This is a genomic window from Corynebacterium sanguinis (assembly GCF_007641235.1).
Lineage (GTDB): Bacteria > Actinomycetota > Actinomycetes > Mycobacteriales > Mycobacteriaceae > Corynebacterium > Corynebacterium sanguinis.
Window position 1 is genome coordinate 329570 of record NZ_CP038157.1, and the last position, 20178, is coordinate 349747.

Consider the following 20178-nt stretch of genomic DNA (forward strand, 5'->3'; position numbering starts at 1 on the left):
TCAGATTTTTGGCAGCGCAACATTTCTTACCAGGACTTGACCCAGGGCCCTACCGCTGGGACGCAGCGGTCCACGTACTGTCTTCGATGAGTTCCATTTTCCGGCGGTCACTTTCCAACAGCTCCACGAGCCGGCGTGTGATAAGGTAGACGGTTCCGTTCTCCACACCGCGGCCGATCAGGCCATCTACAATCCTCTCCCGATTGCCGAAGATGACGAACCAGGTGAACAGCTTGTCTAGGCCGAATGACTGCGCCTCTTGTTCCGTGATAGAGCCGAACTCTTTGTAGTGGCGGGAGGAGTCGCATCCGAGGAAATCGAGGAGGTAGATACCGTCCCAGATTCCAAACCACAACCAGTCCGGGTAGTCGAGAATATCCCTGAACTCGGCATCGCTGCCTTCAAGTTCGTCACGGAGTGTGACTACTCCTTTGAGCAACTCGCGGGTGTGTCATTTTCTCTGGTGAAATTCTCATGCCCCAAGAATACGTAGACACACGACATGGAGGCTGCCGCTTTCGAAGAGTGGGCAGACACCGTTTTTCACAGTGACCGGATGATGTCCGCCAATTCGTCCTGGCCACGGTGGCCGAAGATGGCCGCCGAACGCCGTCGGGGAGCGTCGCCGGAAAGGCCCAGTGCGAGGTTGACCTCCCGCATCGCCGCATCTGCGTCCGATGCCAGAGCGGTATCCAGCCCCATTTCATTAAGCAAACGGGCCAGACCACGGAGGTGCGAGTCGCGGTCAGGCGCCGGAGAGACGTCGAAAAGCTCTGGCCCAAAGGTCAGCCACACCCGATCGCCCTCCTTCGAACCGAGCTCTTGGAGGAAACGGCGAATCGTCGATGTCGACGGCTGACGCAGCTTATTTACCCTCAGAAACTGACCACCCAGGCGGCTGGGGACTTCCACCTCGCCGCCGACCGGAACGTGGTAGAGTCCGACTGCCCCGCGTGGGACCTGAAACCCTGAACCTCGCAGGTGATCAGCAGTCACGGCGATAAGGAGCCGCCAGGTCCCGCCGCGCAGGTACATGTTCTTGGAGTCTTCGGGGCCGTCCTCAATCACCTCTTCGTCACCAACGGCACGGCGAACCATTCCGTTGTCCATTCTGAAATCAATCGATGAGGCGTACGCGCGGACCGAGGTTTCCGAGACTCCGAGCTGCGGTGCATCCGCGAGGAGTTCGCTCAGCGCGACTGCTCCGGTAGGGCTGTCGTCAATGCGCCGCGCAATCCAGTCGGAAATGGTGGAAAACTCTTCCATCCCCCATTCAGTCAGCGCGTAGGAGTTGAGGGCGACCCGGGTGATTCGGGGGTCCACAGCCAGCTGGTTTGCCACAGAGCGGATGTTGGATTCCGTCCGGAAGTGTGCGGCGATGTCTTCGAGGCTCATCGGGTGCTGGTCGTGAGCCAGTACTGCCACTGCACGATCTTGGTAGTTTGTCGCACGCGCCATTTCCTCGTCCGACAGGGGGAAGAAAGATGGTGCTTCCAGCAAAAGTTCTCGCAGATCATTCTGATCAACATCGAGGTGTTTCGCTGCCGCGGCGGTGCTGAAAATTCCGTGGGTGTCGATGTTGCCGTCAATCCACGTTGTTAGCTCTGCGGGCACACCAGGAGCGTGAATCCACCGGCCGTTGACGTCCCACAGCGTGTAGAGTTTGCGGAAGTACTGCTCAAACGTCGTCCCGGGCAGAACCGCCTCGTTCCACAGCTCCGGCAGCTCCGCTTGGGCCTGTTCAGTGAGGATTAGCCGGCCGAATTTCCGGGAAATTGCCCGAGCCGTTGCCTCGCTCAGTTCGGAATTGACGGAGTAGGCGTCACGCGCCTTTGTCTCCAACTGCCGAACCCGCTCGCGCGACACTCCGAACTGGGCACCAAGCTCTTCCAATGTGGCGTCGCCCAGCCAGCGCTGTGTGGCGATCTCAAGCATCCGCTCATCTCTGAGCGCCACCTCAACCAGTTCTGCCACGCACGCGGAGAAAAGACTCACCACCTTTTCTCGGCCCGTTCCGGGGAACGGCTCTCCCGTCAAAGCCGCCCACCCAGCGACGACATCGACATCTTCCCGCGGTCCGCGATAGGTATCGCCATCGAGGTAGATCGACGACGACAATCCCATGTCGTCGACGACGGCAGGCGAATCCTGCTCTGCCGACTCGTCCGTGTCGAGCGCAGCGAGGATTACGGCCTCCACCAGCCGCCGAACCCGCTTTTCTCCAACCCCTTGGAGACTGCGGAGGTCATAGACTGTCGCCTCCAGCATCCGCGGGTACAGCTGCCTCCAACGCTGCCCCGCCGCTGCGATGGAAGAGTGCGCAAGCTCTAGTTGGCTGTCAACGGATAACCCTGGGGACAGGTGGTGAAGCGGTGCATCCGGCTTGTGGGAGATCCATGCCAGCGCCACTTCGTCGGGCGCCTGTGCTTCCGCTTCGACATCGAGTAACCACGGGAAGCGCTGCTCATCGACGCCAGAGGTTTCCACGTCTTCCGCCGGAGCGGCGACAATTCCCTCGAACGCGGCAATGAGGCGGGTGAACGCTACCTCCGAGACAATCGGGATCATCAGTTCGCGTGCCCGGGCGGCCTTGCCGCTCATGGAGTCAGGGTTGCCCGCGACCACCACGACCGTCTTCTTGGTCACCGCTCCGTGACTGAGGCCGAGCTCAACGACGCGGCGCTCCCACTCCGCCCGCGGTAAATCCAATGAACCGGTGAACGCGACGCGGTCGCCCGGGCGCAGGCGGAACTCTCCGGCTTCACCGTCGCCGACGGGTGCCGCGAGCAATTGATCGACTACCTCATCCGCCACTCCGAGCTGCCTCGCCAACTGGGTCAATTCCGCGCGTTCATCATTGGTAACCACCCCGTCAAGCCATGCGGTCACGGCCAGCTGACGGATGAAGTCCTCATGAATGAGAGCGATGTCGTCGAACGACAGGCCGTCCTGGACAGCGATGGCACTGAGCTGCGCAATTTCGGAGGCAGAAAGGCTTCGATCCACCAGGCTGGCCGCCAGCGCTTTGCGGTAACGCTCCACATCCGCATCGCTGTTGCTCGGCAGATTGTCCGCCAGCCCAGCGAGCCAGTGTTTACTCTTGGCGGTCTCGAGCGTGCGTGAGAGGAGTCCGACTCGAGGGGCTTCAGCGGGTTCAGCGGGTTCAGCAACGACGCGGGATCCGGGATCCACGCTTGCACCGTATTCACGGGCGAGAACGCCCAACAGCTCAGCCGTGGCCAGCGCGTCTGCGAGTGCCGCATGCGGACGCGCATTTTCTATCCCGACCACCGCCAGTGCCTGCTCCAGTTTCGCGCACCCCAGGATCCGCTTGGACAGAGCTTGGGTGTCCGTCCATCCGACGCTATCTACGTTGGTGTCCACCCCTGCACGGCGGAATTCCATTGTCAAGAACCGCCTCTCAAAGGAAGCGTTGTGAGCCACCGGGATTCGCCCCGTTAGCAGTCCCGCCAGTTGAGGCGCCACCTCGCCGAAGGCCGGTGCTTTCACCACATCCGTTGCGGTGATGCCGTGGACAAAGCTGTTGGGGATGTCGCGGTTGGGCTGTACAAGGGTGTCCCAGGTGGATTCGACGGCTAAAGAACTGTCAAGGAGAACTAGGCCGATTTCGATGATCCGATCGCTGGCACTGAATCCGGTTGTTTCCAGATCGATGACGGCGAATCCCGGTGTTGTAGACATTAGTTGTTACCGCTTTCCTTGCTAAGTTGCACCAAATCCCCCGCCGCGGGCTCGCAAACGCAGTTCACGATGCCGCCGGACGTGATCAGATCGACGGCCAGTCAATTCAGCCAATGACACCAAATTCTATTCATTTATCGGAGATCTGCTCCCCTTGTCGGCGATTTTGGGCCCGGTCATTGCCCGCAATTACCAAACTCATGAACGTGGATACCGCGCCGCTGTCCCGGCGGAAAAGGGAGCAAACCGAGCGAAGATCTTGGATGGCTTGCCGCCTGAATAGGCGTGGGGGCTCGTCACTGCCCTCATTCAAAACTGCGCCAATACTTCCACGCGGACAGAGCCGCAACATCATAACATCGGCGTCATCATATCGGTTCTCACTATCGTCATGTCAGTTTTCACTGTCATCATATTGGTTTTCACTGATATCATGCCAGTCCTCACTGTTATCATGTCAGGTATGGGCGCATCCACTGTTGTTAATGACGGCACTAACGAAACCCTCTTCGGGCTGTACGAAATAGAAGTAGAGCTCGCGAAGCTTCGCAGAACGGGTACAGACAATGAACGCGTCGAGGTGAAGCGTTGCACAACGAAGGTGGGCACGAGCTTCTGGGAGACCGTCAGTGCATTCGCCAACACAGAAGGTGGCCTTATCCTTCTCGGGCTCGACGAGCCAGATTTTACCCCTACGAAAGGATTTGACTTCGAAAAAGTCCAGGACCAGGTAACCGGAGGTTTGCGGGAGGCGCCCAACGCGGAACCTAAGGTTACGCCGGTACCCGAGTACCGCATCGCTACCCTCACCATTGAAGAAACTGAGATTATCGCGATTCGAATTGAGCCGCTAGCCGATTCGCTCCGACTACGAAAACAGATGCCATGCTTCGTCAGCTCAAAGCAGATAGCTAAAGGGAGCTACAAACGAGTACTTGACCAGGATCAGCTACTCAATCAATACGAAATCTTTAGTCTGAGCCACAGGTTCGACGAGGACCTTACGGACCTGCAGCCCGTCGCAGAGGCTACTCTCGAGGATCTTTCGTCGGATCGCGTCGAGAATCTCATTGAGCGTCTCACCGATCTCGGCTCCCGCGTCGGAGACGATGCATCGTCTACCAAAGAAATACTAATCAGATTGAAAGTGGTCGCTAATGGTAAGCCGACACTTTCTGGTTTATTGGTCTTTGGTGGCTACCCACAACAGTTTTTTCCGCAGTTCTTCATCGATGTCACTACGCATCCGGGACTGGAGAAAGGAACCGGGACCGGAGGACAACGATTTCTGACTAGAAGAAGATGTGACGGCGGGATGCCTCTTGCCATCGATGATGCAGTGCAAGCAGTACTAAAAGAACTACGAACCAGGTACGTGGAATCTGAAGGAACCATTCGCGAAGAAAAAGAAGTACCTCCGATTGCCATCCGTGAGGCAATCGCGAATGCGGTAATGCACCGGGATTACGGCGAATACCAAAGAGGCCAGCAAATCGCAGTAGACATCTACCCTGACCGTGTCGAGATAACCAGCCCTGGTGGGCTGTGGGCGGACCGCACGGAAGACAACATCACAGATGGGCGTTCTGTATCGCGGAATACCGGTCTTGCGAACTTGCTTAGCTATGTCATCGATGCCGACCTTAAGCAAGTCGCGGAGAATCAGGGCAGCGGAATACCCCGCATGTTGAAGGCGATGCAGGAAAGCGGGCTCCCGAGACCGGAATTCAAAGACAAGATCTCGACATTCACTGTGACACTGCCGAGGTTTGGGTTACTCACACATGAGGCTCGGCAGTTTCTGGATACCTATGGACACGGTAAGAACAATTTTCAAGATATTGCTCTCACCCTCGCTCGCGACCTAGGAGCGGTCTCACCGCAGGATCTTCGCAGGCATGTCGGCATGGACAGCGACGATGCCAGGGCTGAACTCGGCGACCTCGCCCGGCAACGCCTGCTTCGCGAAACTGCTCCGGACCATTTTGTCCTCCGTACAAGTGACGTACCCACTGGAACATCAGCTGCAATCCTTGAAGTTCTTCACCATGACAAACCCTTGAAAACTCAAGAGATAGCCGAATTGACCGACCGGTCCCCAGCGACGATCAGGCTCCACCTTCGGGAACTCGTCAGTTCTGGATTAGTCATTGCAACCGCCCCTCCGACCAGTAGGAACAGAGCCTACCGACTTGCACACGCGGTCGCCTAGGCTCGCTCCGCTCGAGTCCTGGGTAGTGGTGCTCACCGACTCCTGTGCCCCTTTGCCGCTTCCGAGGTCGAGCTCCCCCCTCGCTCACCCCTCGCCCGGTAGCGGGACCAGCTCCCCCACCGACGGCTCGTAGACGTAGTCCACGATGTCGCCCGACATGATCAGCTCAATGGCCTGGTCAATGACGCCGAGCGGCACCATAAACCACTCTGTGGCGGCCACCGAGCCGCCAACCTCATCAACCACTGAGGCGTCGAGCCGTACTGACGCAAAAACCCGGTGCAGCAGGTGTTCGAGTGCCGAGGGACGTACGTTGTAGACGCGATAGTCCGCGACCACCTCCACCGGAGCATTGAGATACGTCGGACTTTTCTCAGCGCCGGCAATCCGCGCCGCGACAGTCCCCGTGGTGAATCCAATCTTGTACAGGTTCTCCAGGCCACGGAGATCCGGATGTTCACTGAGCGAGCGCAACACGTAAATATGCCCGGTGTCTACGTCGGCATCACCGATTTCGGTGGCGTCCATCCTCGCCCGCGTGAGCGCTTGGCCATTCGACTCGTAGAGTCGCGTGGCCAGCGATTCGCGGTACATGGAGGACTCCGTGCCATTTTCGAAGATGACGCGAAGCCGCGGCTTCGTCTCCCCCTCTAGCGGTTCGCGCACCTCCGCCACAAACGCCATCACACCGCTGGTGACGAAGAAGCGGCCCTCCTTGATGCTGCGTTCGCCGACGAAGGTGGTCAACTTCCAGTCGCCGCTGGCCAGTCCTGCATGTTTGTCGGCGAAGAGTTGCTCGAAGCGTTGGAAATCAGCCGCCTTGATCCGCGTGGCCCGGTCGTGATCGGTGTCAGGACTCTTGCGGGCGGGAAGGCTGGACACATCGAAGATGTCCGACACCGCGCCCACGAGGTCATCCGAAGCCAGCAGATCATCTATCGAGGCCGGTGCCTTTTGCGGGGCGAGCAGGCCCAGATGGTCGACCTCACGCAACGCCTCCATCTTGTCTTCGCTGGCTCTGATCCCCACGAGCCGCGCACCGAGCTTTCGCTCCGAGATCGTCATCGTGTTCGGGTCGGGTTCGCGCCCGTTGGCCTCGACGAACTCGACAATCTCCCCGAAGGCCCGTGTCAGGCGGTCAGTCGCGGTGACCGGGGCCGGCTTTTCAGGGGTGTCCAGCAGCCCGTCTGTGTCGGAAGCGATCAGAGCGTCCAGTTGGGCGTTAATGTAGTCTTCGGTCACTTCCCTGCCTCCAATTCGGCTTTGCGTTGCGCTGCTGCGTTGCGGACGACAAGGAGGGCGTCGGCGAGCCTGCGCTCCTCACTGTCTTCGGTCCGCCGGTCGGGTTCCCTGCCGTTGGCCGTGATCCAGGCCCTCACTTGAGGGATCAAGGCGAGTGCTTCTTCGAGCGACATTTCCACGCGGGTTGCGTAGATGGAGTCGGAGATGAGCTTTAGCACCGACGTGTTCACGGACTTGGAGAGGATCTCGAAGGCCCGCTGGAACGGGTTGATGGAGTCAATCAGGTTGATGGTGAGGTCGTCGATGTTGACAAACTGGTTCGCCATCTCAATGAACCGCTTGTCACCCACCTGCTTTTCACGGCCTGATTTGATCACGGAGTCGACCACCACGCGCTGGCGCACCTCTTCCACCTCGGTCTCGGTCAGATCCGGGTATTGCTCACGGATGATCTTGGGGATGAGCACCTTGTTCGTGGTTTGGGCCTCCACACTGCCGACGGCCGCACGCGCAAATGTGTCGTCCTGCAGGATCTTCGCCTTGAGGTCGTTGAGGTCGGTGGACACGATCTGCCGCACCCGGTCCGTGGACGGTTCTTTCAGCCCGGAGATTTTCAGGTTGTTTCCCTCGCTGGTGTCATTCGGGTCTTTCTTCGCCTTAAAGTTGAAGTTCTGGGCGAGGACCTGCTCCATGAGAAGGGAGGCGGTGATCGCCTTGAGCATGTTGTTCACCGACACCGTCACCTCGCTCTGCGAGGCATCAGGCTCGGCCAGCAGGTTGGTGAACTGCGCGTGCAATTTACCCTCAACGTCGCGGGTGACGCGGCCGATGATCTGGATGATCTCCGTCAGCGACGCCCGGTACCCCACGGTCAGCGCGTGCTCCGCAAAGGGCCAGTCGAAACCCTCTTTCGCCATTCCCAGCGCGATGATGATGTCAACTGCGTCGCGGTCCTTCGACGCGGAGTCCACCAGGTACGCAAGTGTGCGGGCGCGCGCCTTCTGGTCGGTGTCATCCACCAAGTCCGCAATGCGGAGGATGTCGCCGGTATCGCGCCGCCGCACGAGAATGATGCCCGTGTCCTCCTCGGTGCCCACCACCTCACCGATGGTGTCCATGATGGAGCCGACCTCTTCGATCTTGTCTTTGGTGGACTCGCCGGAGTTCACGTTGGGGATGTGCAGGATGGTCTTCTTGTCCAGGTCGAGCACCTCGTGGATCGCATCCGTGTAGCGCCCCTGGTAGAAGTGGTGGCCGATCCCGAGGGATTTGAGGTGCTGGTACCCGTTGAGCTGGTCGTAGTAGTTGAAGGTGACGGGGGTGAACTTCGCCTCGTCCCCGGGCAGGAGCACGGGCAGCGCGTCGCCGCGGAAGTAGGAACCCGTCATGGCCACGATGTGCGCGTCGGAGCCGTTCATCACCTCGCGCAGCAGGTTACCCAGCCGGGAGTTTTCCAGGTCTGCGGAGACGTGGTGGAACTCGTCGATGGCCAGGACAGTCCCGTTGAAGTCGGCGGGCGTGAGCTTCTCAAAGGCGAAGCGCAGTGTCGCGTGCGTGCACACCAGGACCGCGTCCGGGCCTTCGAGGAAGCGGATAAACGCGTCCACCTTGCTCGCACTGCTACCGGGGGTGCACAGGTTGTTTTCCGGCTTGATATCCCAGTCGGCGAAAAACCCGTTGCTTGTGAGATTCGTCGGCGCGAACGAGCCGCCGATGGAGCGCTCCGGTACCGCGACGATGACTTTCTTACGCCCCTGGTTGAACAGCTTGTCCAGGCCGACGAACATCAGTGCTCGCGACTTGCCCGATGCCGGCGGGGCCTTGATCAACAGATACTGCGCGGCCCGCTGCTCGTACACGCGCCGCTGCATCTCGCGCATGCCCATCTCGTCAGTGCTAACCGATGTCCCGTCCTGCGCGTAGTACACCTCAACGAGGTTCTCCCGCGAATGCTTGCCCATCGTGTCTCCTACTTCCTGGCCTTGCGCGCCCGCTTCACCGGCTTCGCCGCTTTCTCCGCGGCGATCATGGACTCATACATAGCAAACAGGTCAGACAACCGGTCCTCATCGGATTCGTACACGCGTTTGGAGTACAGCGAATCCACCAGGTCATCGACGTCCTTGTGCGCCGCCCGCAGGTTGTCCGGCATGAGGTCGGGGTCGTAGAGCTCCGCCAGCGTCTTCTCGCAGTGGTACTCGCGCACATCAAGCACCCGTAGGGCCTTTTCAGTGAGCTTTCGCTTGTCGACGTCTGAAAGCTGCGGCACCGGGAAGTTGTTGTAGACGATGGTGTTGGAGTAGCGGTAATCGGTCTTCATCTTGCCTCCGACTGCGCGTGCCCACACCATGTGCATGCGCGATGTGAGCAAGGCAAAAAGCCACGGGAGCGTGTCAAGTTGTTTGTGTGTGGGGCGTGATTATTAGAGGTAGGGCTCGAAGCGGTCAGGGTAAGCCACAGACATCTGGTTGATGGCCTGCTTCCAGTTCGTCACCCGCCTGCCCTCGATCAGCCGGCCGCTGGTCGCCGCGACCCGTTTGCCCTGCTTAGCACGCTTGGCGGCCCGTTTGTCCTCAATGTTGCAGATCATCAACCACACGGTTTTGATCGCAGACTCATCGTTGGTGAACTGCACCCGATTCCGGGTGGCTTTACGCAGCTCGTTGTTCATCGACTCAATCGAGTTCGTGGTGTAGATCACCTTCCTAGCCATCGGTGGGAACTCAAGGAACGGGATGAACCGGTCCCACGCATCGCGCCACACCTTGACTGACTGCGGATACTTTTCCCCCAGCTCGGAGGCCTCGAACTCCGTCAACGCCGCCAGAGCGGTTTGCTCGGTGGGGGCGGTGTAGATCTTCTTCAACTCGGCGGACACCGCCTTACGATCTCCATAGGCCACCCACCGGTTTGCTGCCCTGATCAGGTGGACGACACAGGTCTGGACCATCGAATCCGGCCAGGTGGCTTCCACAGCCTCCGGCAGACCCTTGAGCCCGTCACAGCACACGATGAACACATCGTGCACTCCGCGGGTAGCGAGGTTGGCACACACCTGCGCCCAGAACGAGGCTCCTTCCTCTTTAGCCAGCCAGATACCCAGGATGTGTTTGATCCCCTCCATGTCCACCCCGATAGCCAGGTACGCGGATTTGTTGACCACCCGGCCCCCGTCACGGACTTTGATCCGTAACGCATCGAGGAAGACCACGGGGTAGAACTCATCAAGTTGGCGGTTCTGCCAGATCATGACCTCCTCGAGGACCGCATCGGTGATCGCGGAGATTGTTTCATGGGAGATGTCCACGCCCATGGCGGTGGCCATGTGGTGCTGGATGTCTCGGACGGTCATGCCACCGGCATAGAGACTGATGATCATGTCGTCGACGTCGGTCAGCCGGCGGGATCCTTTGGGCACCATTGTCGGCAGGAAGGATCCGTCACGGTCCCGGGGAACAGCGACATCGACCGGTCCGTAGTTCGAATCGACCCGCTTGGGGTAGGAACCGTTACGGGAATTGTTCTGACCAGCGGCTTCCTTGCTGTTCCGGTCGCCGTGCTGGTAGCCGAGGTGGGCATCCATCTCGGCGTTGAGGCCCCGGTTGATCGAGGCCTGGAGCAGGCCCCGGACGAGATCGTTGGCATCCGTGGTGGAGGTGCCGAGCTCGTCGATCAGCTTCGCCATCTCAGGATTGGCGAGGAGCTTTTCCTCGATCGCTTTGATCTTTGCGGAGTCCTCTGGGTTTCGTCGTGCCACGGTAGTCATTCTGGTTCATCTCCTTGGTGTGAGGGGAATCCCTCACACACAAACCATCTGACACCCTCAGCCACGGCTCGGCATCGTAAACGGCATTTGCAGCATCAGAGATCACTGTTTCAGAGCCAAGATACCCCATCGGGATATAGGTTCGCCTTTCCGAGGAAACCCGCGGAACAATGATCGAATCGGTGGGTTTATAGGCTACGTGCCAAAACCGGTGAGGCTTATTAGCCATTTCTCGGGTATTCGCGGAAGTACTGGTGGCTCGGAAATTGCGGATTCTGACCATCTTAGGAGAAAACATCTCTTCGGCCACGAGGCCTTCATCGTCCGAAAACCAAAGGCAATATCGATTACGACCTTGTATAAATTCACTCGCACCTATGTAACGCTTAATCCATCGACGAGCTTCCGGTATTTGATTTATGAGCTTATCTCTATCCTGCGGACCTAGAAGGAGCTGACCATCGTCTTTGGGAACAGAGCCAAGTGCCATCTTAGGAAGAGCAGAAGAGAGGGGTCTTAGCCGACGTGTGATTAGGATGTCTGGACCATCCGCGAGGTAGCCATTGATATTTCGAGCTTCGACAGCAACCGCCTCCGTAAAAATATACTTTGAGCGTCGTGACACCGGCCTTAACCCAATTACTACAACGGTTACGCCAGCATTCGCTTTAGCGTTGTTTTCCCATCTAAAGGAAGTATGCGCAAAACCAATTTCCACGCCTGCAGCGTTTAGAAATGGGTGCATCAACCCGACGTGTTCACCCTGAACCACTGAATTTGTTGATACAAAAGCCAGCGAGGCCTTAGTACCGGAGATGTAGTCCGCGCCCTTAACAAACCACAAGGCAATATAGTCCAAGTCCTTTGAATATTTCCGGTCTTCGAACACGTACGGGTAATCCGCCTTCATTTCCGGAGGCTGAGACTTTCCACCTTTATAAGGCGGGTTCCCAATCAAGTAGATCTCATCCGTCCCATTGTTCGGGCACACCTCGTTCCAATCCACACGCGCGGCGTTTCCGGCGCGAATCTGGCCCGTCTCCTTCAGCGGGATAAGCGGGATAGAGGTGCCGAACTGCTCGCGGAACTCCTCGTTCATCTGGTGCTTGGCAATCCAGAGGGAAAGGACAGCGACTTCGACCGCGAAGTCGTCGATCTCGATGCCGTAGAAGTTCTCGATGTTGATGCGGGATTCGGTGAACAGCATGTCCCCTTCGCGCAGGTCCGCCTGGCGTTGCAGGATGGCGTGCTCGAGGCGGCGCAGCTCCTTGTACGCGATGACGAGGAAGTTTCCGGATCCACACGCGGGATCGAACACCTTGATCTCGGCAATCCTGTCCAGCAGCTTCTGCAGCTTCGGCGCGCTGTCGTAGCTCGCCTCAAACTCCTCTTTGAGCTCGTCGAGGAATAGCGGCTCGATGGTCTTCAAAATATTGGGCACCGACGTGTAGTGCTGCCCCAGATTGGACCGCTTGCCCGGGCTGACCACCGCCTGGAACATCGAACCGAAGATATCCGGATTGATGTCCAGCCAAATCTGCGTGCCCAAGTCAATGAGCATCTGGCGGGCCGCGGCGCTAAACCGCGGCACCGTCAGGTTGGCGGACGAGCGGAAGAGTCGGCCGTTGACGTAGGGAAAGTCCCGCAGGTGCGCCGGCTTCTTCTCCGGGGCCGCCTCGTCGAGTGCTGCGAAGAGGTCTTTGATGAAGTCGTCGGTGTCGGAGCCGTCGGCAAGCGTGTGCGATGCCACCGCATTGGTGAACTGGTTGGGGCCGAAAATGCCCGTGTCCTCGGCGAAGTAGCAGAACAGCAGGCGGGTGAAAAACACATTGAGGCCGTGGCGCGTGTGCGGGTCCTCGAGGAGGCCGGGGTTGGCGGACGCGAGCTCGTCGAAAAGCGAGCCCATCTTCTCTGCCGCCCGCACATCCGCGTGCGATTCAGCCGTGTACTGCGCCTTCTCCATGCCCGCCCACGGCAGGAAGAAGGTGAAGTGCTGGCCAATCTCGCGCAGCGGGAAGGAGCGGTTCTCCGTCGTCTTGGTGTCGTAGGCGATGAGATCGCGGTAGTCGGTGACGATGACGAAGCGGGGCCGGTACTTCACCACCGCGGGCTCGACCCGCAGAGCCTCCAATTCGTGGAGCAGGTCCGCAGTGGTCTCGCGGAAGTACACCACGTTCTTCTGCGCGACCTCGCGGTCCGGATCTTCCGCGACGTTGAGCGAGCCGTTGCGCAGGCGGGTCACGTTGCCCTTGGAGCGACCGAAAGCGAGCAGCAGCTCGAAGATGAACTCGCGGTCGTAGCTATCGCGGCCGGCGAGCGGCTTGATGCGCTCCTCGATGTCTTTGAGGTTCAGACGTGGCACGTGGGGTCCTTTAATTTCACTTGTAGGGCTAAGCACACATATCTGACAGGAAAGCTTACCGCGCCTTCGAGCTGCAGAGCCCTTAGAATCCTGGCCATGGATGGGCACAGTTCCTTTACTCGGAGCGGTCGGAAACACCTACCCGTCTGGGCTTTTGCATCGATCATTGTGCTCGGAACCTTTGTATTACTGCTCTACACCGCATTGATCTTCGATAGCACCACCGAAGGGCGATCGCAGCTTCTTGATTTCACCTCACGGATTGCCGGCCCCACAGGTGCCGCGACCATCGCCTGGCTAGGTGTGAACCAGACTATGAAGAACACAAGAGAACAGGATCTCATGAAGGAGTGGCACTCCAACCTGCGGTGGGCCACGGAATTATGCGCTCGTGAGGAGTCTAAGCAGGTTGCGCTGGGGATCGCTATCCTGGACTCTCTTGACGACCTCCCATTTCTTGGGGAGAATGAGAACCAACTTATCGACGCTGTCGTACAGCAGGTAGTACAAGGCTTTGATGCGATGGATGGGAGGGATCACGAATGACCGCAAAGAGTTCACAACGCCCCTACGTCCCCAAAACAACCACCCCGCCAACTTCGGGGCAGATAGCCGCTGCAAAGCTGATTATCAAGCGTAATCAAGAGGGAAAGAGCAAGATCGAGATTACTCCCAAGATCCGTTACCTAGCTGAGTACCGCTGATTGCCGTTGAGATCGATCTCATCCTCTGGGTCGGACTACGCAGCGTCATCCAAGGGCGAACCGCTGTTCGCACTCGACGTTGGCAACCAGGTCATTCACCGCCCCGTAGGTGACATCCAGCACGGGGATTAAGACCTCATCGAATTCATGGCGCTGCGCCTCGCCCCATGCTTTCATCCATTCCTCTGCTGCGGGCATTAGTTCCAGCGGGTGCCAGCTACGCCGTACCTTTTCAACCTTGGCCCCGAAGTGAGTGACAGTTTCGAAAACCGGAGGTGGGATTCATTGGCAACCGCGTCAGGAGGGCGTCGACAAACTGCGCGCACTCGAGCCCGAAGATGGTGACCGACCGGTTCGTGCGCCCCGAGTAGCTCGTGATTTTCATCTTGGCCGGGTTTGCTCGCCGCCCAGCGCAGCAAACTCGTGTCGATGGTGACGACGATACTGTCGAGGGCGCGCTCTATTTTTGCCAGAGTCTCGAAGGCATCACTCACAGGGCGGGCCAATGCGGCGGGAATATCCGCCCTGTCCCCTGGTTCGCCCATCTCACCGGCGGCAAGTTACAACATCTCAGGGTAGAACTCTGCGACCCCGCCTACCACTGTGATCTCAGCCATCTCGGTGCCATCCTCACCTCTCGTGTCCGAGGAAGGGAGCTTAGACTGTGCCAATAACACCGAGAGTGCCAATTAGGTGATTTAGCACGTTAATCCACCAGGAGGAGGCCGCCGTGAAAGGCGATGTGAAAGAGATCCACAAGCCATTCGACGGTATAGACAAGAAGCTCGTCATTCCCGTCTACCAACGGAATTACGACTGGACCACGAAGCAGTGCGAACGCCTGTTCAACGATATCGAGGAAATGGTTGACGAGGGACGCGAACGCCACTTCTTCGGGTCGGTGGTGGGTAACCCCGAAGACTCTTTTACTTGGGTGGTTATCGACGGTCAACAGCGCCTGACCACGGTCAGCCTGCTCATCCTCGCGCTCGTTCATGCGGTGCGTGACGGCGAGGTGGAAGAAGGATCAGAAGGATTAGCCACACGGTTGATGAACAACTACCTGCTCCTGGGAGGCACCGAGAAGCAAAAGTTCAAGCTCAAGCCCATCAAGGACGACCAGGATTCTTACGAGAGATTGTTCGGTTCGCCGGAGTTCTTCAACGCCAGGTCCAACATCACGGCTAACTACTCCTATTTCAGGCAGCGCCTCCGGAAGACTCACCTCAACGCCGATGACCTCTGGAACAAGGGCATCTCGCGCCTACAGGTCATGCACCTTGACCTCGAACCAGGAGATGATCCGCAGCGCATCTTCGAGACCCTCAACTCAACTGGACTTGCGCTCAAGGAATCCGACAAGATCCGCAACCTCGTGCTGATGGATCTACCCCACGAGGAGCAGGAGCGTGTGTACGAAAAGTATTGGAACGAGATGGAGAAAAATGTCGAGTTCCGCACGGACACCTTCGTCCGCTGGTATCTAACCGCACAGACCTCCAAGACGCCGAAGGAAGCTGATGTTTTCGAAGCGTTCAAGGACTACTCGGCAAAATCGACCAAGACCATGCCCGAGGTCGTCAAGGATCTGCATATGTTCTCCACCTTTGAGAAGGCTCTCACCAAAGCAGACACCGGCATTCCCGCCGTGGACCGCCGACTGCGCACTGCCAATATGGTCTTCGGTGACGTGGTCAAGCCTTTCCTGTGGCTGACCTACCGCGACCTCAAGGAGGGCGTGATCAGCGCCGATGACTTCACGTCCCTCCTGGCGCTCATTGAGACGTACGTCTTCCGTCGCGTTGTTGTGTCCGTAGCATCCAACGCGTTAAACAAGATCTTTGCCAACGCATACTCCGAGCTGAGGAAATTGCGTCGTGGTGAAGAGAGGTACAGCGACATCCTCGCGTACATGCTGCTAAGCCGCGGCCACAGCGGCAGGTTCCCCGACGACGACGAGTTTGTCGAATCCTTCCGCACCCGAGACTTCTACCACATGAAACTGAGCTACCGACCCTACGTATTCCAAATGCTCGAGATAGGGCATTCCCTCGATGTAGCGGACATTGCCAACTACTTGGTTCAGGGCGAGCTCACCATCGAACACATCATGCCCCAGACTTTGAGCAATGCCTGGCGGGAAGAGCTCGGGCCCGACGCCGAGGCAATCCACCGTACTTGGGTCAACAGGATCGCCAACCTCACCATCACCGGTTACAACTCGCAGTACTCGAACTCGTCGTTCAAGACCAAAAAGGAAATGCCCGGGGGCTTCCACCAGTCGCCCTACACGATTAACAACTTCATAAAACGACAGACGACGTGGGGACTGGAACAACTCAGCGAACGCTCTGAAGAAATGGCCACCCGCGCGCTCGAGGTCTGGCCCATGCCACGAACTGACTTCGAGCCCGTCCGCGACGTACTTCAATCAGAACCCCTGGGCGAGGACACGGACTTCACCGGTGTCGAAGTGTCTGCAGTCGAGATCGGCGGCGCGAAGACAGCAGTAAAAACTTGGACGGACTTGTTGATCGCAGTTTTAAGATCGTGGATGGAAACCCACCGGGAGGCGGTGCTTTTCGCAGCCGAGTCCGAGGCCATGCTAGACACCCACAGCAGTGCGACCCACATACCGCCCAACGCAAAGCTGCGCCAGGTTGACCCCGCCCTCTCAGTACGCGTCAACACCTCCACGGCACAGAAAGTTGCACTCATTCGAAGAATGTGTGAAGCGATCGGATTCGACCCCAATGACATCACACTCTTCCGTAAGCACAAGGCGTCCGCTGGCCAAGATTCTCCCCCAGATCCAGACCCGGCCGAGGTATCCCCGTACAGCGCGATCACCGCTCTCCTGCCGCTGGTAGAGGAAGTAGAGGGAAGCATCCTGGATGAAACAGAGACAACCGAGCTGCGTGAGCATCTCATTGCCGCCCTGCAGCCGCGATTTCCCGCAGAGCCGCAGGCTGTACTGGGCGGGCAAGATCTCAAGTCATACCTATCCACCCACCCGGTGGAGACCCTCTCGGCCGAGGAGGTTTTGGCATGTCTCGCACTTATGGTTCTCATCTCTCGGATGATGGGTGGAAGCCAGATGCACGTACAGCTGCTCAACGGCGAGGTTGGAAAGCTGCTGCGGCGCCTTGACCACTTTTAGCCCAGTCACCCGAAGCCCCAGCATGCGCCGAGTGCACAATGTTGCCGATCCGGGGCAACATTGTGCACTTCCCCAGGTCAGGTTCTCAGTCGCGCAACATTTTGCACTGCGCCCCCACTGCCCGACCACGAACCTAAACTCCCTACACCCCCCGAACTCTAATCGAACACTTGTACACTGGCCACATGAACCTCCTCCGAAATTCGCTTGCCCCCGCCCTTGCTACGGCCGGCATGCTTCACTTCGTCAGACCCAAACCCTTCGACGGGATCGTTCCTCCCCAACTGCCCGGCTCGCAGCGCTTCTACACCTACGCCTCCGGCGTGGCGGAACTAACCACGGCGGCGCTGCTCGCCGCCCCGCGTACCCGCAAAGTCGGAGGCCTGAGCGCAGCAGTGCTCCTGACTGCGGTCTGGCCGGCGAACATGTACATGGCGTGGCTGTGGCGGCGCAAACCGTGGTACCTCCAGTTGATCACCATCGCCCGGGTCCCGCTGCAGGTTCCTATGATCCGCGCGGCGTGGGGCATCTACAAGGGCCGCAAGGGTTAGGGCTGATGGTGTCGGCAAATCAGGTGCGTCAGGGGGTCGTCGATAAGCTTGCCGTGCGCGCCCCGGAGTCCTCAATCTGCCCCTCGGAGGTGGCCCGCAAGCTCGGTGGCGACACGTGGCGTGAGCTTATGCCCTTTGTGCGTGAAACCGCAGCTCAGATGGCACGGGAGGGCACAATCGTAGCCACGCAAGGCGACGCGGTCGTGGACGCGGAAGGTGCGAAGGGGCCGATCCGTTTGCGGCGTGGCCCGGGCTGGTAACCCCGTGCGGGGGTAGATGTCTATCGGTGTGCCTACCCTCGGGCGGGACCCATAAACTCCGAGGAATAGGTACACCATAATGGCTGACAATACGATTCCCGGCGCACCGGGAAATCACACCCCCACTGGCTCCGAACCGACCGAACCGACGACCCCGCCCACCCCGAAGGCTGACCAACAGCCGCCCGCCCCCTACTCCCCGACCGGTTGCCCGTTCCACTTCGGCGCGGGCGAGCCCGACCCCCGGGCTCAGCAGGGCGAATTCCTTACCACCGCGCAGGGAACTCGCTTGGGTGAGACCAGCCACTCGCTGCGCGCAGGTACACGCGGTCCGCTGCTTATGCAGGATCACCACTTCCGCGAGAAGATCACCCACTTCGACCACGAGCGCATCCCCGAGCGCGTCGTCCACGCCCGCGGCGCCGCTGCGCACGGTGTTTTCCGATCTAACGGCAAGGCCTCGAAAATCTCCAAGGCAGGCCTGTTCGCCGAGGGCAAGGAAACCCCGGTTTTCTGGCGCTTCTCCACCGTGCTGGGCTCGCGCGGCTCCGCCGATAGTGTGCGCGACACCCGCGGCACGGCCATTAAGTTCTACACCGACGAAGGCACGTGGGACTTGGTGGGCAATAACATCCCGGTGTTCTTCATCCAGGACGCCATCAAGTTCCCTGACGTCATCCATGCCGCCAAGCCGCACCCGGACCGCGAGATCCCGCAGGCGCAGAGCGCGCACGACACCTTCTGGGATTTTGTCGGCCAGCACACCGAAGCGACACACCACACCTTCTGGAACATGTCGGACCGCGGCATCCCGCGCTCCTACCGCATGATGGAGGCGTTCGGCATCCACACCTTCCGCTTCATTAACGAAGCCGGCGAGACCACGCTGGTGAAGTTCCACTTCAAGCCGCGCCTCGGCGTGCACTCCCAGGTGTGGGAGGAGGCGCAGATCGCCGCGGGTGTGGACCCCGACTTCCACCGCCGCGACCTCGCCGATGCCATTGAGGCCGGCGCGTTCCCCGAGTGGGACATGGGCGTGCAGATCTTCCCGGACACCCCGGACCAGATGTTTCAGGGCATTGACCTGCTCGACCCGACGAAGATTGTCCCCGAGGAGCTCGCCCCCGTCGAGATCATCGGCACCGTGACGCTGAACAAGAACCCAGGCAACTACTTCGAAGAGACCGAACAGGTCGCCTTCCACCCGGGCCACCTCGTACCGGGCATCGACGTGACCAATGATCCGCTGCTGCAGGGCCGCCTGTTCTCCTATCTGGACACGCAGATCAGCCGCCTCGGCGGGCCGAACTTCGGCCAGCTGCCGATCAACCGCCCCCACGCCCCGGTGAATGACATGCTGCGCGACGGCATGTACCAACAGGGCGCCCACACCGGCATCGCCCCGTACAAACCCAACACGCTCGACGCCGGCAACCCGACGGAGGCGAGTGTCGCCCAGGGCGCGTTCATTGACGTCCCCCAGCCCGTCGAAGGAGCCATCACGCGCGAGAACCCGGCCTCCTTCGAGGACCACTTTACGCAGCCGCGGATGTTCTACATGTCCCTGACTGACGTGGAAAAGCAACACCTGACCGAAGCATTCTCCTTTGAGCTGGGCAAGTGCTACGAGGAAGCCATCAAGCTGCGTTACCTCGACGTGCTCGCGCAGGTAGATCAGGACCTCGCCGAGGCCGTCGCCGACAACCTCGGCCTGCCGCACCCTGCCAAGGCCGAGGTGGCCAAGGTCGAGCCGTCGCCGGCGCTGTCCCAGCTGGGCAAAACATGGCCTATCGACGGCCGTCAGGTGGCCGTTCTGGTCAGCTCCGCGGGAGATCTCGATGGGCTGGACACGCTCGTCAACGAGCTCTTCGACGCAGGCGTGACACCGCTGATCGTCTCCGACAAGGGCGGCACGCTGCCCGTCGGTGGCACCGAGCTGCCGGTCTCGCGCACCTACCTCACCGCGCGCTCCATCGAGTTCGACGCTGCCGTGGTGATCAACCCGCCGGCCACGCCTGAGGTAGCCACGATGCTCGGCGAGTTTGATCGCCACAAGAAGGCGCTGGTCGTCGTGGGCAACAACGGCACGGCTGCGCTGGACGCGGCGCGCGTGCCGGCCGAGCAGCCCGGTATCGCCGCGGTTGACAACGCTGCCAAGGCCGCCGGCCCCGTCGGCGAGCTGCTCGCAGCGCACCGCGTCTGGGAGCGCTAAACACCCC

At 59.5% G+C, this 20178-nt stretch carries 12 protein-coding genes and 2 pseudogenes; 6 read left to right on the top strand and 8 right to left on the bottom strand.

Features of this window, described 5'->3' with window-relative positions; translation table 11 throughout:
- Positions 1-49 precede the first annotated feature (49 nt).
- Both E3227_RS01640 and E3227_RS01645 read right to left on the bottom strand, forming a co-directional pair.
- Entirely contained in the window at positions 50-439 is a 390-nt protein-coding gene (locus E3227_RS01640; RefSeq protein ID WP_144317342.1) for a hypothetical protein, read from the bottom strand.
- Positions 440-543: 104 nt separating this feature from the next.
- On the bottom strand, positions 544-3702 hold the full coding sequence (locus tag E3227_RS01645) for an exonuclease domain-containing protein (RefSeq protein ID WP_144317343.1): 3159 nt from the start codon (positions 3700-3702) through the stop codon (positions 544-546).
- A gap of 391 nt (positions 3703-4093) precedes the next feature.
- Here E3227_RS01645 and E3227_RS01650 point away from each other — a divergent pair, with 391 nt between their 5' ends.
- Positions 4094-5914 (top strand): ATP-binding protein, encoded by a 1821-nt coding sequence (locus E3227_RS01650; protein ID WP_144317344.1) that lies wholly within the window; start codon positions 4094-4096, stop codon positions 5912-5914.
- A gap of 84 nt (positions 5915-5998) precedes the next feature.
- Here E3227_RS01650 and E3227_RS01655 read toward each other — a convergent pair whose 3' ends face one another.
- The 5 genes and pseudogenes from E3227_RS01655 to E3227_RS01675 all read right to left on the bottom strand — a co-directional run.
- Positions 5999-7156, bottom strand: a complete 1158-nt coding sequence (locus E3227_RS01655) for a GIY-YIG nuclease family protein (RefSeq protein ID WP_144317345.1) — start codon at positions 7154-7156, stop codon at positions 5999-6001.
- Positions 7153-9117 carry a DEAD/DEAH box helicase gene (locus E3227_RS01660; RefSeq protein WP_144317346.1) on the bottom strand — a complete coding sequence of 655 codons (1965 nt, stop codon included), beginning with the start codon at positions 9115-9117 and terminating at the stop codon, positions 7153-7155. The genes E3227_RS01655 and E3227_RS01660 overlap by 4 nt, the downstream gene beginning before the upstream one ends.
- Positions 9118-9125: 8 nt before the next feature.
- Positions 9126-9551 (bottom strand): annotated as a pseudogene (locus tag E3227_RS01665) (type IIL restriction-modification enzyme MmeI); the annotation flags it as partial.
- Between the two features lie 27 nt (positions 9552-9578).
- Positions 9579-10922, bottom strand: a complete 1344-nt coding sequence (locus E3227_RS01670) for an IS256 family transposase (RefSeq protein WP_144317347.1) — start codon at positions 10920-10922, stop codon at positions 9579-9581.
- Positions 10923-10980: 58 nt separating this feature from the next.
- Positions 10981-13284, bottom strand: a pseudogene (locus E3227_RS01675) (class I SAM-dependent DNA methyltransferase); the annotation flags it as partial.
- A gap of 96 nt (positions 13285-13380) precedes the next feature.
- On the opposite strand from E3227_RS01675, the gene E3227_RS01680 reads away from it, so the two are divergent.
- The gene (locus E3227_RS01680; protein WP_144317348.1) at positions 13381-13830 is read left to right on the top strand and encodes a hypothetical protein; all 450 of its coding nucleotides are present in this window, start codon (positions 13381-13383) and stop codon (positions 13828-13830) included.
- A 203-nt stretch (positions 13831-14033) separates the two neighbouring features.
- On the opposite strand, the gene E3227_RS11790 is transcribed toward E3227_RS01680, so the two are convergent.
- The gene (locus tag E3227_RS11790; protein WP_259787936.1) at positions 14034-14165 is read right to left on the bottom strand and encodes a hypothetical protein; all 132 of its coding nucleotides are present in this window, start codon (positions 14163-14165) and stop codon (positions 14034-14036) included.
- 553 nt (positions 14166-14718) lie between these two features.
- Here E3227_RS11790 and E3227_RS01690 point away from each other — a divergent pair.
- From E3227_RS01690 to E3227_RS01705, 4 genes are all read left to right on the top strand, one after another.
- Positions 14719-17148: a DUF262 domain-containing protein gene (locus tag E3227_RS01690; protein ID WP_144317350.1), complete on the top strand. Its 2430-nt coding sequence runs from the start codon at positions 14719-14721 to the stop codon at positions 17146-17148.
- 185 nt (positions 17149-17333) lie between these two features.
- Positions 17334-17699 (top strand): DoxX family protein, encoded by a 366-nt coding sequence (locus E3227_RS01695; RefSeq protein WP_144317351.1) that lies wholly within the window; start codon positions 17334-17336, stop codon positions 17697-17699.
- A 5-nt stretch (positions 17700-17704) separates the two neighbouring features.
- The gene (locus E3227_RS01700) at positions 17705-17959 is read left to right on the top strand and encodes a DUF3253 domain-containing protein (protein ID WP_144317352.1); all 255 of its coding nucleotides are present in this window, start codon (positions 17705-17707) and stop codon (positions 17957-17959) included.
- Positions 17960-18038: 79 nt separating this feature from the next.
- The gene (locus E3227_RS01705; RefSeq protein WP_144317353.1) at positions 18039-20171 is read left to right on the top strand and encodes a catalase; all 2133 of its coding nucleotides are present in this window, start codon (positions 18039-18041) and stop codon (positions 20169-20171) included.
- Positions 20172-20178 lie beyond the last annotated feature (7 nt).

Bases quoted from the DNA above. Each gene is read 5' to 3' on its own strand.
- E3227_RS01645 (WP_144317343.1), bottom strand. From the start codon at position 3,702: ATGTCTACAACACCGGGATTCGCCGTCATCGATCTGGAAACAACCGGA.
- E3227_RS01670 (WP_144317347.1), bottom strand. From the start codon at position 10,922: ATGACTACCGTGGCACGACGAAACCCAGAGGACTCCGCAAAGATCAAA.
- E3227_RS11790 (WP_259787936.1), bottom strand. From the start codon at position 14,165: ATGAAAGCATGGGGCGAGGCGCAGCGCCATGAATTCGATGAGGTCTTA.
- E3227_RS01680 (WP_144317348.1), top strand. From the start codon at position 13,381: ATGGATGGGCACAGTTCCTTTACTCGGAGCGGTCGGAAACACCTACCC.
- E3227_RS01700 (WP_144317352.1), top strand. From the start codon at position 17,705: ATGGTGTCGGCAAATCAGGTGCGTCAGGGGGTCGTCGATAAGCTTGCC.
- E3227_RS01660 (WP_144317346.1), bottom strand. From the start codon at position 9,117: ATGGGCAAGCATTCGCGGGAGAACCTCGTTGAGGTGTACTACGCGCAG.
- E3227_RS01695 (WP_144317351.1), top strand. From the start codon at position 17,334: ATGAACCTCCTCCGAAATTCGCTTGCCCCCGCCCTTGCTACGGCCGGC.
- E3227_RS01705 (WP_144317353.1), top strand. From the start codon at position 18,039: ATGGCTGACAATACGATTCCCGGCGCACCGGGAAATCACACCCCCACT.
- E3227_RS01650 (WP_144317344.1), top strand. From the start codon at position 4,094: ATGTCAGTTTTCACTGTCATCATATTGGTTTTCACTGATATCATGCCA.